The sequence below is a fragment of the Rufibacter sp. JT20002 genome (assembly GCF_056491185.1).
This window is the reverse complement of the sequence record NZ_JBSZJY010000001.1, coordinates 365,553-378,683: the sequence shown is the minus strand read 5'-3', so window position 1 is coordinate 378,683 and position 13,131 is coordinate 365,553. Positions and strand designations below refer to the sequence as shown.

Annotated in this window: 14 protein-coding genes; 7 read left to right on the top strand and 7 right to left on the bottom strand. The window is 48.7% G+C overall.

The annotated features are described in order from the left end of the window. Nucleotides 1-211: 211 nt before the first annotated feature. A complete protein-coding gene (locus tag ACW9SV_RS01560) occupies nucleotides 212-841 on the bottom strand; it encodes a peroxiredoxin (protein ID WP_479554978.1) in 630 nt (209 codons plus the stop codon). Nucleotides 842-1,190: 349 nt separating this feature from the next. Further along, nucleotides 1,191-2,465 carry an aspartate kinase gene (locus tag ACW9SV_RS01555; RefSeq protein ID WP_479554977.1) on the bottom strand — a complete coding sequence of 425 codons (1,275 nt, stop codon included), beginning with the start codon at nucleotides 2,463-2,465 and terminating at the stop codon, nucleotides 1,191-1,193. Nucleotides 2,466-2,586: 121 nt separating this feature from the next. Between ACW9SV_RS01555 and fbp the strand changes: the two genes are divergently transcribed. After that, nucleotides 2,587-3,621 carry a class 1 fructose-bisphosphatase gene (fbp, locus tag ACW9SV_RS01550; protein ID WP_479554976.1) on the top strand — a complete coding sequence of 345 codons (1,035 nt, stop codon included), beginning with the start codon at nucleotides 2,587-2,589 and terminating at the stop codon, nucleotides 3,619-3,621. 88 nt (nucleotides 3,622-3,709) lie between these two features. On the opposite strand, the gene ACW9SV_RS01545 is transcribed toward fbp, so the two are convergent. Genes ACW9SV_RS01545 through yihA form a run of 3 tightly spaced genes read right to left on the bottom strand, consistent with a single transcriptional unit; the run spans nucleotide 3,710 to nucleotide 5,220 of the window. Further along, complete coding sequence (locus ACW9SV_RS01545; protein WP_479554975.1) at nucleotides 3,710-4,171, bottom strand: DUF5606 family protein; 462 nt, start codon at nucleotides 4,169-4,171, stop codon at nucleotides 3,710-3,712. Nucleotides 4,172-4,198: 27 nt separating this feature from the next. Then, nucleotides 4,199-4,576 (bottom strand): energy transducer TonB, encoded by a 378-nt coding sequence (locus tag ACW9SV_RS01540; RefSeq protein WP_479554974.1) that lies wholly within the window; start codon nucleotides 4,574-4,576, stop codon nucleotides 4,199-4,201. A 29-nt stretch (nucleotides 4,577-4,605) separates the two neighbouring features. Next, nucleotides 4,606-5,220, bottom strand: coding sequence for a ribosome biogenesis GTP-binding protein YihA/YsxC (gene yihA, locus ACW9SV_RS01535; RefSeq protein WP_479554973.1), 615 nt, complete (start codon nucleotides 5,218-5,220; stop codon nucleotides 4,606-4,608). A gap of 440 nt (nucleotides 5,221-5,660) precedes the next feature. Here yihA and ACW9SV_RS01530 point away from each other — a divergent pair, with 440 nt between their 5' ends. The 5 genes from ACW9SV_RS01530 (at nucleotide 5,661) to ACW9SV_RS01510 (ending at nucleotide 10,433) form a co-directional block, all read left to right on the top strand. Further along, nucleotides 5,661-7,544, top strand: coding sequence for an OmpA family protein (locus ACW9SV_RS01530; RefSeq protein ID WP_479554972.1), 1,884 nt, complete (start codon nucleotides 5,661-5,663; stop codon nucleotides 7,542-7,544). 160 nt (nucleotides 7,545-7,704) lie between these two features. Continuing rightward, on the top strand, nucleotides 7,705-8,427 hold the full coding sequence (gene ubiE, locus ACW9SV_RS01525; protein ID WP_479554971.1) for a bifunctional demethylmenaquinone methyltransferase/2-methoxy-6-polyprenyl-1,4-benzoquinol methylase UbiE: 723 nt from the start codon (nucleotides 7,705-7,707) through the stop codon (nucleotides 8,425-8,427). Then, the gene (gene porT, locus ACW9SV_RS01520) at nucleotides 8,376-9,134 is read left to right on the top strand and encodes a type IX secretion/gliding motility protein PorT/SprT (RefSeq protein WP_479554970.1); all 759 of its coding nucleotides are present in this window, start codon (nucleotides 8,376-8,378) and stop codon (nucleotides 9,132-9,134) included. The genes ubiE and porT overlap by 52 nt, the downstream gene beginning before the upstream one ends. 9 nt (nucleotides 9,135-9,143) lie before the next feature. After that, the gene (locus ACW9SV_RS01515) at nucleotides 9,144-9,896 is read left to right on the top strand and encodes an SDR family NAD(P)-dependent oxidoreductase (protein ID WP_479554969.1); all 753 of its coding nucleotides are present in this window, start codon (nucleotides 9,144-9,146) and stop codon (nucleotides 9,894-9,896) included. 141 nt (nucleotides 9,897-10,037) lie between these two features. Then, nucleotides 10,038-10,433 carry a VOC family protein gene (locus tag ACW9SV_RS01510; RefSeq protein ID WP_479554968.1) on the top strand — a complete coding sequence of 132 codons (396 nt, stop codon included), beginning with the start codon at nucleotides 10,038-10,040 and terminating at the stop codon, nucleotides 10,431-10,433. A gap of 54 nt (nucleotides 10,434-10,487) precedes the next feature. Here the strand turns inward: ACW9SV_RS01510 and ACW9SV_RS01505 are convergent, their stop codons facing one another. Together ACW9SV_RS01505 and cdd are read right to left on the bottom strand one after the other, a co-directional pair. After that, nucleotides 10,488-11,153, bottom strand: coding sequence for an alpha/beta hydrolase (locus tag ACW9SV_RS01505; protein WP_479554967.1), 666 nt, complete (start codon nucleotides 11,151-11,153; stop codon nucleotides 10,488-10,490). Beyond that, nucleotides 11,154-11,639 carry a cytidine deaminase gene (gene cdd, locus ACW9SV_RS01500; RefSeq protein WP_479554966.1) on the bottom strand — a complete coding sequence of 162 codons (486 nt, stop codon included), beginning with the start codon at nucleotides 11,637-11,639 and terminating at the stop codon, nucleotides 11,154-11,156. Between the two features lie 123 nt (nucleotides 11,640-11,762). Here cdd and ACW9SV_RS01495 point away from each other — a divergent pair, with 123 nt between their 5' ends. Continuing rightward, nucleotides 11,763-13,097, top strand: a complete 1,335-nt coding sequence (locus ACW9SV_RS01495; protein ID WP_479554965.1) for a saccharopine dehydrogenase family protein — start codon at nucleotides 11,763-11,765, stop codon at nucleotides 13,095-13,097. Nucleotides 13,098-13,131 lie beyond the last annotated feature (34 nt).

Sequence of the window (13,131 nt, the reverse complement as noted above, 5' to 3'; positions counted from 1 at the left end):
AAATTCCACTTGTAAAATAACAATTTCCGCTTTCCTTTTTTACTTCTAAAAGCCTTGTTGAAAGGGCCGCTTTTAGGTTGTTTTTCTCAAAGTTAGGTTAAAACAGAAATCTTTTAGCCGCACTTGTCAGCAAACACCCACTACCAGAGATGGGCAATAAAAAAGCTCCCGTTTGCGCGGGAGCCTTTTTTATTGATTAATTATCAAGTACTTAGTTGTTAGATAGGTAGTTGGCTACACCTTCGCGGGTTGCTTCCATTCCTTCCATGCCTTCTTCCCAGTTGGCAGGGCAAACTTCGCCTTTCTCTTCAAAGTACTGCAGAGCGTCTACCATTCTAAGGGCTTCGTCAATGCTACGGCCTAGTGGCATGTCGTTTACTACCTGGTGACGCACAATGCCTTGCTTGTCAATGAGGAACAGACCGCGGTAAGCTACCGGTTCGCCTACAAAGATCAACTCGCCTTCTTCATTGTAGTCGTAGTGACCCGCTAATACATCAAAGTTAGAGGAGATGGTTTTGGTGGCATCGGCAACCAATGGATACGTTACACCTTCAATACCGCCTTTGTCGCGTGGGGTGTTCAACCAAGCCCAGTGTGACTGGTGCGTGTCTGTAGAGCAACCTACTACGGCTACGCCTTTACGGGTGAACTCTTCTAAACGCTCCTGGAACGCAATGATCTCTGTAGGGCATACAAAGGTGAAGTCCATTGGGTAGAAGTAGAACACAACGTGCTGCTTTCCAATGTATTGATCTAATGAAAAATCCTCTTCAAATTCTAAATCTACTACCGCTGTAGCTTTAAAAGACGGGGCCTTTTTACCTACTAATACTGCCATTGTTAAAAAGTAATTGTTAAATATTTCTACAAGAAGAATTGCGGTTAGGCAAAGAATAAGCGCCTTTAGCAATTGTGGCGCAAAGGTAAGGGGTGGCCTTTTACTCTGCAAAAAAGAAAAATTATGTGTTTGTAAACTCTTGATTAGGTGCGGTTTCCTCTTGTAAACCACCATTCCCCTGAATAGGAATAATACAAACGCCAATCAAGCCACCTGATGCGCGATCAAGTGGCTTGATTAAGAGGGATTTAGCTGAGGTTTAGGCCCAGTTTTCAGAAAAAGAGCCCTAATTAATTGTTGAAATAAGGTGCAGTGATTTCCTTATTAAAGTAGAAGAAGACCCTAAAGCTTAATGGGGGAAGTCCTCTGTAGGTCGGCAGACAAACTGGAATGTCTGCCTACTGCGCTGCTCCAGTAAAATCTCTTTGCCCTTAGTTAACCTATCCAGGCTTAGCTGGTCATAGTTCTTAATGGTGAACAGGTGCAGCGGCTGGTTGTAGAGAATCATGAACTCCTCAATCAATTCGGCTTTGAGGGCATCCAGTTTGGCATCGTCCATGTCAACGCAGGTAGAAAAGGAAATGGCCGAATTCTGCATGAGGTTAATCTTAAGCCGATGTTTGCTCAAGGCCTGAAAGATGGAACTGAGGTGCTGCTCAGAGATGAACCCAAAATCTTTGGTATGGAAAGACAAAAGGCACTGGTTCTGTTTCAGGATGAAGGACGGTGCGATGCGATCATGTTGGCAATTCCAGATGACGGTGCCCGGCTCCTGGGGGTGCAGAAAAGATTTCACATACAACGGAATGCACCGCTGGGCCAAAGGCTGCACTGTTTTAGGGTGGATTACCGAGGCGCCGTAATAAGCCATTTCAATGGCTTCCTGATAAGCGATCTCCTCGTACCGTACCGTGTCCTGGAAAAGCTTGGGATCCGCGTTTAGCAGCCCCGGAACGTCCTTCCAGATTGTGAGGGACTCGGCCTGCAGGCAATAGGCGAAAATAGCGGCACTGAAATCTGAGCCTTCACGCCCCAGCGTGGTGGTGGCCCCGTTGGCCGTACTTCCAATGAATCCTTGCGTGATGATGGGTTTTTGCTGCAGTACTGCCGGAAGGTGTTGTTGAATTTTGTGCTCGGTGTAGTCCCAGTCCAGGCGGCCCTCTCGCCAAGTATCATCGGTGCGGAGGTACTCGCGGCAATCTACCCACTGGTTTTCAAAACCCTGGCTGCACAGGTAGTGGTGCAGAATCAAACTGGAAAGTAGCTCTCCTACGCTGATGATCTGGTCGTACTGGCGGTCAAATTCCTGCGGTTGAACAGCTTTTAACGTGTTTTCCAGATACCTGAACTGATCCTGCAAGGCTTCCTGTACGGGATGGGAGGTAGGGAAGAGTTCCTGTACAATCTCTAAATGATAATTCCGCATTTCCTGCAGAGCCTCTGTGTACGATTGCTGCCGGAAAGCCAACCCGTACACTTTTTCCAGGGCATTGGTGGTCTTGCCCATTGCAGAAACTACCACCAGTACTCGCTCTGAATCAGGGAGCTGAGAAAGAATGGCCAGGACATTCTTGAAAGCGGCGGCGTTTTTAACCGAGGCCCCTCCAAATTTATAAACCTTCATTCACTTTTCTTTATTTTGAAAAATTGATAAATAGGATAGGTGTATAATCAGTTAAATTGATATTTTTGTAAAAATTGCCAATAATTAGAAAAGTATCCGTTCACCTATCCACCTTAATCCTATGACACTGAAAGAAAACCTGGCCTTACCGGTTGGCACCACCCTTGATAGATTCATCATGCGCAAACAGGAGGATTTTCCCTATGCTACCGGTGAGTTGTCTCAACTGCTCCGCGACATTGCCTTGGCGGCAAAAATAGTAAACCGCGCCATTAACCACGCAGGTCTTACAGATATTGGGGGCGCCTATGGCAAACAGAACGTGCAGGGAGAAGATCAGCAGAAGCTGGATGTAGTGGCCAATATCCGCTTCATACGGGCTTTGCGCAACGGGGGCGAGGTATGCGCCATCATTTCTGAGGAAGAGGAGGATGTGATCCACACCGGAAATAACAAAGGAAAATACATCGTGGCCATTGACCCATTGGATGGGTCTTCCAACATTGACGTGAACGTGTCCATCGGGACAATTTTCTCTATTTACCGCCGCATCTCTGAGATTGGGACCGAGGCTACCATGGATGACTTCTACCAGAAGGGAACTGAGCAGGTAGCCGCCGGATACGTGATTTATGGTTCCAGCACCATGCTGGTGTACACCACCGGTTGTGGGGTGAACGGGTTTACCTATGAGACGTCTTTGGGAGAGTTCTTCCTGTCGCACCCAAACATCACCACGCCTAAAAACGGCAATATCTATTCTGTGAACGAAGGAGGTTACAACCACTTCCCCGAGAGCATCAAGCATTACGTAGAGCTTTGCCGCGTACGTAATTATGCCGCCAGATACATCGGCTCGTTGGTAGCAGATTTCCACCGCAACCTGCTTAAAGGGGGTATCTACATGTACCCTAATACCTTGAAGTCACCAGGTGGTAAACTGCGGTTGTTGTATGAGTGCAATGCCCTGGCGTTCTTGGTAGAACAGGCGGGTGGCAAGGCTTCAGACGGGCGTAACCGGATTCTGGAGATTCAACCTTCTGAGCTCCATCAGCGGTGCACCTTCTACATTGGGTCAAAAGACATGGTAGAGGAAGTGGAGAATCTGCTGGCTCCCAAAGAAGCTCCCATGAGAACCTCCGTTCTGTTGAATTAAATCTTATAAAACGAAATAGCCTTACACACCGCGGCCCCTGCTTTTGGCAGGGGCCGCGGTGTGTAAGGCTATTTCGTTGTTGGAACGACTACTCTGCAGCGGCAGAGGTTTCCTCTTTGTCTCCTTCGGCAGAAGCCGTGTCGTTGTCAGAGGCTTCTGAGTAAGGCAGATATTGGTTAACAAGCTGATACCATTGAACCAGTTTCTTCATGTCTGAGGCATACACCCGGTCCTGATCATAGTCCGGAAGAACCGATTCTACGAAAGAGGACAACTCCTGAGTGCTAGACTTAGAATTTACCGGAATGTCAGATCCGTACTGTTTTCTGATTCTGTCAAAAACCTCTGCTAAGGGAACAGTGTGCTCCTCGTCATTGGTGTACATAGAGATTTCCTGCAGGATAGAAACCCGGTTACGGGCCTGGGCTACACTACGTACTGGGTTATCGGCGAGGCTTTCAACAATGATTCCATTGCGGGTAGGCGCTACAATCTTGTACAGGCCCGGCATACCGGAAATAGAAGCGATCTCTTTCAGGTCAAATGGCATAGAGATAGATTTTGTTAGAATGAATGATTAAAGTTTGAAGTTCACCGGTACGCTGTATTGCTGGCTGTAACCCGGTGCTTTGAATTTAAGGAGTTTCACTACCCGAAGGGCTTCCTGGCCGGTACCACCACCAACCTCTTTCAAGATCTTGGCATTGGTGATAGAGCCGTCTTCCTGCATGGTGAACCCAATGATGCACTGGCCCTGCATGCGGTTACGCTTAGCCAAAGCAGGGTACTGGATGCTGCGCTGCAGTTGGGCCACCAATGAATCCTGACCACCGGCATAGTGCTCGGCCACGGGTAGTTTGCCGGTCTGGGCAGCAGCAGGCTTAGCTGTCTGAGCGAAGGCGCCTGTGGTGAACAGGGCAAATAAAGCGGCTACAAAAAGGTGTTTTACTTTCATTTTTAAGAAATTGGGCTTTAAACAACACTCTATCCTTGACGCTCTTCCTGGTAGCGCTGGTTTACGTCACTTATGAACTGAAGGATCTCTTCCCGGCCTTCCTTGGTGGAGGAGGAGCTCTTCATGTACATGGGCAACTCTTCCCAGGTCTCCTGCAGCGTCTTCATATAAAGCGCAATGTTGATATCAGTTTTCGTGCCAGACTGCTTGTCTGTTTTTGTGAAGATAAGCACAAATGGGACGCCCATGGTTCCCAGAAGCTCCATGAATTCTAAGTCTGGTTTCTGCGGCGGCAAACGGGAGTCGATCAGCACGAAAACGCACGCCAGGTTGGGGCGGTTTTTCAGGTAATAAAGAATCATCTTCCGCCATGCTTCCCGTGAATCCTTGCTGACTTTCGCCCAACCATACCCAGGTAAATCCACCAAATACCAATTGTCATTGATAAGGAAGTGATTGATTAATTGGGTCTTACCCGGGAACGAGGAAGTCTTGGCTAATTTAAGCCTATTAGTAAGCATATTAATGAGGGAAGACTTTCCTACATTTGAACGTCCAATAAACGCATATTCCGGCAGGTCTGTCTGCGGACACAAGTCAGCACGGGTGTTGCTGGTAATGAACTTTGCATCTTTAATGACCATATTTACTGTGTACGTTTATTAATAAATGCAAAGGTACCAAATAAACGGCTAACCCCTTCAAATTCTCGCTATAGCCTTAAACGGCCAGATAATCTCTTATAAATAGTAACCATTTAACACAAAATACAGTATCGTAGGGCGAACAAGCGCATAGAATATGATTATCAGATAAGATAGTTTTTCTATATTGCGGCACTTTACTAATAAATGCATTCAAATAATTTAGAAATAGAGATTAAGTATCTTAAAATTTTTAAATATTATTGTGGTCCTCTTCAACACCAGCCGGGAAAAGAAGAGGAGCAAATTGAAGCCTCACTGCCGGATAATTTTTGTTTTTTGCGCCTAATAAGTAGCTACTATATCTAAACCTTTACACTATGAATCACTTAGACAAGCGGTTGTTTAGAACTTCATTATTATTTCTAACACTGTTTATCATGGCCTCAAACGTCATGGCCCAAAGTACCCGTAAGCTTATCCGGAGTGGAGATAAAATGTTTAACCAGGCAAATTTCCGGGCGGCCTTACCTTACTATGAGCGTGCGTTGGAGCGTGATCCAAATAATGCAAAGGCCATGTACCGGGCGGGTATCAGCTACATCGCTTTTGACAAAGAGAAAGCAAGCGAGTATATCTACAAGGCTTACCGTATGAAGCCGAAAGTGGAGAACGATGTTCTTTACTGGTTAGGCCGGGTAGACCTGGTGAACTATGAGTTTGATAACGCCATCAAGAATGCCCAAGCCTACCAGGCTACGTTAGGCAGACGCGATGAGGAAGGAAAAGAGCAGGCGGCCCTTCTAATCCAGCATGCCCGTAACGCCAAGAAGGAAGTGGCGAACCCTAAGGATATCTTCGTGAAGAACCTGGGGCCAACCGTAAACACTCCTTACTCTGAGCACAGCCCAGTAATCTCTTCTGATGACAACTACCTGTTGTTCACTTCCCGCAGTGCCAATGTAACCGGTGGTAAAGAAGCAGAAGACGGTGAGTACTTTGAAGATATTTTCGAGACCCGTCGTTTAGGGGTTGATCAGTGGGAAACTCCTAAGTCTTTGAGCGGCCGTTTGAACGGAACCGGTCACGATGCCTCTATCCAGTTATTTGACAACGACAGCAAACTTTTGATGTACCGTCAGGACGAAGGTGGTGACATCTTTGTAACCAGCCGTGATGGTGGTGACTGGGGACAACCACAGAAGTTGAACAGAAACATCAACTCCAAAGGATTTGAAAGTGATGCCTTCATCACTAGAGATGGTTCTACTATTTATTTCTCTACCAGCCAGTTTTCTGAAAACGGTGACCTGGATATCTACTATGCCAAGCGTCAGCAGAACGGCGAGTGGGGTGCCCCTAAGAACTTCGGTAACGGTGTAAACACTCCTTACGATGAGGATAGCCCGTACTTCACGCCAGATGGTTTGACCATGTATTTCAGCTCACGCGGTCACTCAACCATGGGTGGTTATGACATCTTCACCATGAAATTTGATACAGTTGCGCGTCGTTGGAGCAGACCAGTAAACATGGGTTACCCAGTGAACACGCCAGATGACGACACGTACTACCGCTTGAGCCCAGATGGTTCTTACGCCTACCTTTCTTCTTACCGCATGGGTGGTTACGGCGAGAAAGACATCTACACCATCAATTACATCCGTAACGCTGGTGTGCGTGGCCATGTGTACAGCTTGCGTGACTCAACCATCATCCCAGGTGTAGAATTAGTGTTCTCTGGTAAAACCGCCAACAACACCCCACTGGAGTACCGCGATGTAACCAAGCCAGATTCAGGAACCTACCAGGTGAACGTGCTTTCTGCCCGTCCGTACCAAGTGACGTTGACCAGAGATGGCAAAACCTTAGCCACTGAGCAGTATGAAGTTCCGATGTCTTTGAGTGACACAACTGTGTTTGAGAAAGACTTCTACATCGCTTTTGACGATACCACCGGAGTTGGTGCCGGAGCCTTTGCTTTCAAGCGCATCTACTATGACACAGACAAATACAACCTGCGTCCAGAGTCTATTGCTGAGTTGGATAACATTGTACGTGTGATGAAAGCTAATCCAAACTTGCGTCTTTCTATTGACGGCCACACCGATGCCCGTGCTTCAGATGAGTACAACGTAACTTTGGGTGAGAACCGTGCCATGGCTGCCTACAACTACCTGTTACAGCAAGGAATCCCTAGCAACCGTTTAATCACTGTTTCTTACGGTGAGCGTCGTCCGGCTGCTCCAAACGATTCTCCTGAGAACATGCAGTTGAACCGTCGTACAGAATTCAACGTGATCAGAAACCAGGAGCAACAATAAGCAATCTCGCTTTAGCGTTACTTTTGAGAAAATAAGAGTAAAACAGAGCCTCGGTCTTACGGCCGGGGCTCTTGTTATTTATAGGAGGTCCCTTCACAACATAATGCGGGAAATCTAGTTAATGCATAGTAGCTTTGCCCTCCTTAACAAAACGTAGTACATGTCAGTAGTTCCGTACAAAGACCAGGAAGAAGGTAAGAAAAAGCAGGTGGCGCAGATGTTCAACAGCATCGCCAAGCGCTATGATTTTCTAAACCATTTCCTAAGCGCAGGGGTAGACATTTACTGGCGCAAGAGAGCGGTAAAACTGTTGGAGCCGGTAAAGCCTAAGATGGTGTTGGACATTGCCACCGGTACCGGTGATTTCGCCTTGGAGACGTTGCGGCTGCAACCCCAACAGATCATCGGGATTGATATTTCTGAGGGCATGTTGCAGGTGGGCCGGGAGAAAATAAGCAAGCGTGGGCTGAGCCATCTGGTGCAACTGCAGCTAGGCGATTCTGAGAACATCCAGTTTCCTGATAATCACTTTGACGCCATTACGGTGGCTTTTGGGGTGCGTAATTTTGAGAACCTGGAGAAAGGCTTATCCGAAATGCTTCGGGTGCTGAAGCCCGGTGGCATGGCCGTAATTCTGGAGTTCTCCAAGCCGCAGGCTTTCCCTATGAAACAAGGGTATAATTTTTACTTCAAACATATATTACCTGTTTTCGGAAAACTGATCTCGAAAGACAATTCCGCCTACACGTACCTGCCCGAGTCTGTGCAGGCGTTCCCAGATGGCAACAATTTCCTGTCTATTTTCCAGAAAATCGGATTTAAAAACACAAAATGGCATTCACTTACCTTCGGCATCAGCTCTATTTACACCGGTACAAAATAATTGCTTTCTTCCTTGTTGCTCTGCTTTCCGGCAGCCATGACCTTTTGGCCCAGGGCAAGCTGAAAGGAGAGAACCTGCCCGGTTACGAATTCAAGCGCTTACGTTGGGGATTCTCTCTGGGGGTAAATGCCTCTTGGTATCAATTGGAGCACTCTGAGTACTATGTTGAGCAGATCCAGAAAGATCCATCCTTCTCAGTGAATGAGAAGACCGGGATTGGTTTCAACGTCAACTTCATTGCCTCTTACCGCCTGAGTCCAGATTTTGTTCTGCGGGCACAACCAGGAGTGGGGTACCACAGCCGGGCAGTTGAATACAATGGTGTCCCTGCCAACCCCAACACTGGGTTTCAGGGAGGTGACCAAATACAGGAAGTAAACACATTTTCGGGTGAACTTCCCCTTTTGGTGAAATATGAGGCAAAACGCCGGAAGAACACCCAAATGTATTTTATTGGAGGGTTGAAATCTTCCTTAGTGGTAGGTGGTCAGAAAAAAGGAGAGGAGTACCTGCAAGTGAAAGGCTTAGATTTTGCGGTGGAGTATGGCGTAGGTTTGGATATGTTCTATCCTTTCTTCAAGTTCGCGCCCGAAATCAGATATTCCAGAGGGATTTCCAACGTGCATCAGCCGTATCCTTCGGTGTATAACAACAGCATCCAGCAGCTGAACACCAACACCATCACGCTTTACCTTAACTTTGAATAAAAGTCTTTTATGACGCAGAAAATAGCCTTGGTAACCGGGGCAACCTCCGGCATTGGCAGAGCTACCGCTATCTCTTTGGCACAAAACGGGTTCAAAATCATCGCAGCTGGCCGGCGGACAGAACGCTTGCAGGAACTGGTACAGCAGTTTGGAACTGAAAACATCTATCCCCTGGAGTTTGACGTGCGAAACAAGGAAGCGGTACAGAAAGCGATTGCCGGGCTTCCAGCCGAGTGGCATTCCATTGATGTGCTTGTCAACAATGCCGGGAACGCGCACGGGTTGGCTCCTTTCCAGAGCGGCGATTTGGACGACTGGGAAGCCATGCTGGACATCAACGTGAAAGGCCTGCTGTACGTGACCAAAGAAGTATTGCCAATCATGATTGAGCGCAAAAGCGGCCATATCATCAACATTGGGTCTATTGCTGGACAAGAGGTGTACGCCAACGGAAATGTGTACTGCGCCAGCAAATTCGCCGTGGATGCCCTTTCCAAAGCCATGCGGATTGACCTGATTCACGAAGGCGTGAAAGTATCTGAGATCAACCCCGGGGCTGTGGAGACGGAGTTCTCTGAGGTACGTTTCAAGGGCGATAAGGAGCGCGCGGCCAACGTTTACAAAGGATTTGAGCCTCTCACCGCCGAAGACCTGGCAGACCTGATTTTGTTTATGGTAACCCGGCCTAAGCGGGTGAATTTAGCCGAGGTGCTTATCCTTCCCGCTGCCCAAGCCTCTGCCACCATCATCAATAAGCAGTAAAGACGAAATATCACATTAGCCCAAGGCTCACCGGTACAGAACCGGTGAGCCTTGTTGTTTTAGGGGCGTTTTCCCTAAAGCAGTTGGAAAGGAAAATCCTTCTTTAAGGCATTTCCGTTGCAGGAGAAACAACGCTGCCCTATGAGATTTACCCAGATAAAGGAGACCTGCCTTTACGTGCAGGACCTAACCCAGACTACGGCTTTCTATACAGAAGTGCTGGACCTTTCGGTGATAGGGCAGGTGGCGGGGCGGCACGTGTTCTTTCGGGTGGGGAATTCGGTTTTGTTGTGCTTCAATGCCCAGAAAACGCGGGTAAGTAAAGATCTTCCTCCGCACTACGGAGAGGGGCACCTGCACCTGGCCTTTGAATGCGAAGCGGAGGAATATACCGCTTGGAAGGAAAAGTTGTTGGCTGCGGGCGTCCCCATAGAACATGAGCAAGACTGGCCGCACGGTCGTAAATCCTGCTACTTCCGTGATCCTGACCAGCACCTGCTGGAGATTGTGATGCCGGGTATCTGGGATAGGGAATAAGCTGGAATCGGTTTTCCTTTTTTTTCTGAACACCAGGCTTGAAACCGAAGAGGTTTAAGAAGCCGTGGTACTTTTCAGCCTAAGCAAAACCTCTGGGTTCAATTCATGCTTTCCTTCAAAAGTGATAATTTCTGGATGGAGCCCTGCTTCCTGTACCCGCGCAAGTTGCGTCTGCACCTTGTCTTCCTCAGCGACAAAAGGATCTTGGAGGCCATACACGTAAGTTAACTTGGCTTGGGTGAGGGTAGGAGTTGCCGTGGTCATTTCCATGTCTTCGGGGAACATTCCGGCCCAGAGCACCAGTTGGCTAACCGACCATTGGGCTTGGGCCAACCAGCGGCAAGCCGTTGCGGCTCCTTGCGAGAAGCCCAGCACGTGCAATGTTGCCTCGGGCGCCTCCAGCAGAACCATTTCCCGCACTTTGTTCAAGTACAAAATATAATCGGTGATCTCATGCAGGCGTTCTTCTTTGGTCATCCAGGAGGCGCCCACGCGGCTAGGTCTGGAGATGCCTTCCAGGTAAAAACGGGAGAGGCCCTCGGGGGCAAGCACCGCGGTTTGCTCATCTACCAGTACCGCAAAGTGCCTGACAAAATAGCGCGCCAACTGACCGTAGCCGTGAAGGACAATCCAGACCTGTTTGGTGGCAGAGGAAAGGGTACCAGCTTGGTGTAGGTGCGCCGTGCGCGGGACCTCAAGGGTGCGGTGAAAAGAAGCCACTTACAGTTGATCTTTGGTGAACATGAAAGGCAGCAAATCCTCCACTGATTGCAGTCGGGTGATTTTGCCGTCTTCGGCCTGCATAAGCAATTTGATGGGAACGTTCTGGCGGTTCTGGTACTCGGCCATCACTTGCCGGCAGGCGCCGCAGGGGCATGCCTTCAAAAACTGGGTTTCGTTTCGGCGGCGCACCGTCACGGCCATCATCTCTATCTTCTTATCCGGGTAGTTAGAGCCCACGCCAAACAACAAAGTGCGCTCGGCGCATAGGCCAGACGGATAAGCGGCGTTTTCCTGGTTCGTTCCCTGGTGGGTGCTGCCATCAGAAAGGAGCAAAGCGGCGCCTACCAAATAATTGGAATAGGGGGCGTAAGCGTTATCGGTGGCTTGTTGGGCTAAGAGGAGGATTTGGCGTTCCTGATCGGTTAATTCCTCTATAGAGGACACTACCTCGTAGGTAATGTTAAGTTGTACTTGTTCTGTCATAGGGTGCGTTATCCGCACGGGCACGTACGGGAGCCAAAGTTAATAAGTTGGCCCGAAATACCAAGAAAGGGTTGCCTGTGCCGCAGAAAATGTCCATTTTAAGGCGCGAACCTGATCTACACTATGAAGAAAATCCTGCTCCTGGGTGCTGGCCGCTCGGCTACTGTCCTCATTGATTACCTGCTTTCCAATGCGTTAACCCATGACTGGCACCTCTCCATTGGTGATGTCTCGGTCACGCACCTGGAAGCCAAACTCAGGCATTACCCACAGCTGCTGCGCACCTTCCTTTTTGACGTGCAGGATGAGGCACAACGTACCTCAGAAATTGGGCAAGCCGAGGTAGTGATCTCCATGCTTCCGGCCTTGTTTCACCCTTTGGTAGCCGAAACGTGTCTGGCTTTAGGCAAGCATCTGGTAACGGCTTCCTATGTTCCCCCTCAGATCAAAGCCATGGATGCCGAAGCCAAAGCCAAAGGGCTAACGTTTCTGATGGAGTGCGGCCTGGACCCAGGCATTGACCACATGTCGGCTATGCGTATCATTCATCAATTGAAACAGCAAGGCGCCTCGATCACTTCTTTTCAATCTTTCACCGGCGGACTGATGGCACCGGAGTCAGACAACAACCCCTGGCATTACAAGTTTACCTGGAATCCGAGAAACGTGGTGTTGGCCGGGCAGGGCACCGCTAAATACATAGAGAACGGCGTCTATAAATACATTCCGTACCCGCAACTGTTCAACCGCACCCAGACCTTTGAGGTGGCAGAATATGGAGCGTTTGACGGTTATGCCAACCGTGATTCATTGGGCTACCGTGAACTGTACGGGTTAGACCAGATTCCTACCATGCTGCGGGGTACCCTCCGGCGGCCGGGGTATTGCCAGGCCTGGCACGTGTTGGTGCAACTAGGGCTCACCGATGACTCCTACACCATGGAGAACTCCGCAAACATGACGTACCGGCAATTGGTGGAAAGTTTCCTACCCGAGGAAGTGGAACAAATGCCGCTCCAGAAGAGGGTTGCCGCCTACCTGAACCTACCCGAAACCTCCGACCAAATCCGCTTGGTAGAATGGACCGGCCTCTTTGCCGAAACACCTATTGCCTTAGAAAATGCTACCCCCGCTCAAGCCTTGGAAAAGCTTCTGGTAGATAAGTGGAAATTGAGCCCCGGCGACAAAGACATGATTGTGATGCTGCACCAATTCACGTATGTAATAGATGGAAAGCAGAAACAGCTAACCTCGTCTTTGGTGGTGCTTGGTGATGATGAGATCCATACCGCCATGGCCAAAACGGTAGGTTTACCCGTGGGCATCGCTGTCAAGTTACTATTGCAAGATAAACTACGAACCAAAGGCGTAGTGGTACCCCTACAACCCGATTTGTACAACCTGATCTTAGACGAGTTGGAGCAGCATGGCATCCGGTTTACCGAGCAGGAAGACTAAAGTGCGTTTCTGGCCTTGTTTCAAGAAAACACAC

Coding starts and splice junctions, on each gene's coding strand:
- ACW9SV_RS01560 (WP_479554978.1), bottom strand. CDS start 841: ATGGCAGTATTAGTAGGTAAAAAGGCCCCGTCTTTTAAAGCTACAGCG.
- ACW9SV_RS01555 (WP_479554977.1), bottom strand. CDS start 2,465: ATGAAGGTTTATAAATTTGGAGGGGCCTCGGTTAAAAACGCCGCCGCT.
- fbp (WP_479554976.1), top strand. CDS start 2,587: ATGACACTGAAAGAAAACCTGGCCTTACCGGTTGGCACCACCCTTGAT.
- ACW9SV_RS01545 (WP_479554975.1), bottom strand. CDS start 4,171: ATGCCATTTGACCTGAAAGAGATCGCTTCTATTTCCGGTATGCCGGGC.
- ACW9SV_RS01540 (WP_479554974.1), bottom strand. CDS start 4,576: ATGAAAGTAAAACACCTTTTTGTAGCCGCTTTATTTGCCCTGTTCACC.
- yihA (WP_479554973.1), bottom strand. CDS start 5,220: ATGGTCATTAAAGATGCAAAGTTCATTACCAGCAACACCCGTGCTGAC.
- ACW9SV_RS01530 (WP_479554972.1), top strand. CDS start 5,661: ATGGCCTCAAACGTCATGGCCCAAAGTACCCGTAAGCTTATCCGGAGT.
- ubiE (WP_479554971.1), top strand. CDS start 7,705: ATGTCAGTAGTTCCGTACAAAGACCAGGAAGAAGGTAAGAAAAAGCAG.
- porT (WP_479554970.1), top strand. CDS start 8,376: ATGGCATTCACTTACCTTCGGCATCAGCTCTATTTACACCGGTACAAA.
- ACW9SV_RS01515 (WP_479554969.1), top strand. CDS start 9,144: ATGACGCAGAAAATAGCCTTGGTAACCGGGGCAACCTCCGGCATTGGC.
- ACW9SV_RS01510 (WP_479554968.1), top strand. CDS start 10,038: ATGAGATTTACCCAGATAAAGGAGACCTGCCTTTACGTGCAGGACCTA.
- cdd (WP_479554966.1), bottom strand. CDS start 11,639: ATGACAGAACAAGTACAACTTAACATTACCTACGAGGTAGTGTCCTCT.
- ACW9SV_RS01495 (WP_479554965.1), top strand. CDS start 11,763: ATGAAGAAAATCCTGCTCCTGGGTGCTGGCCGCTCGGCTACTGTCCTC.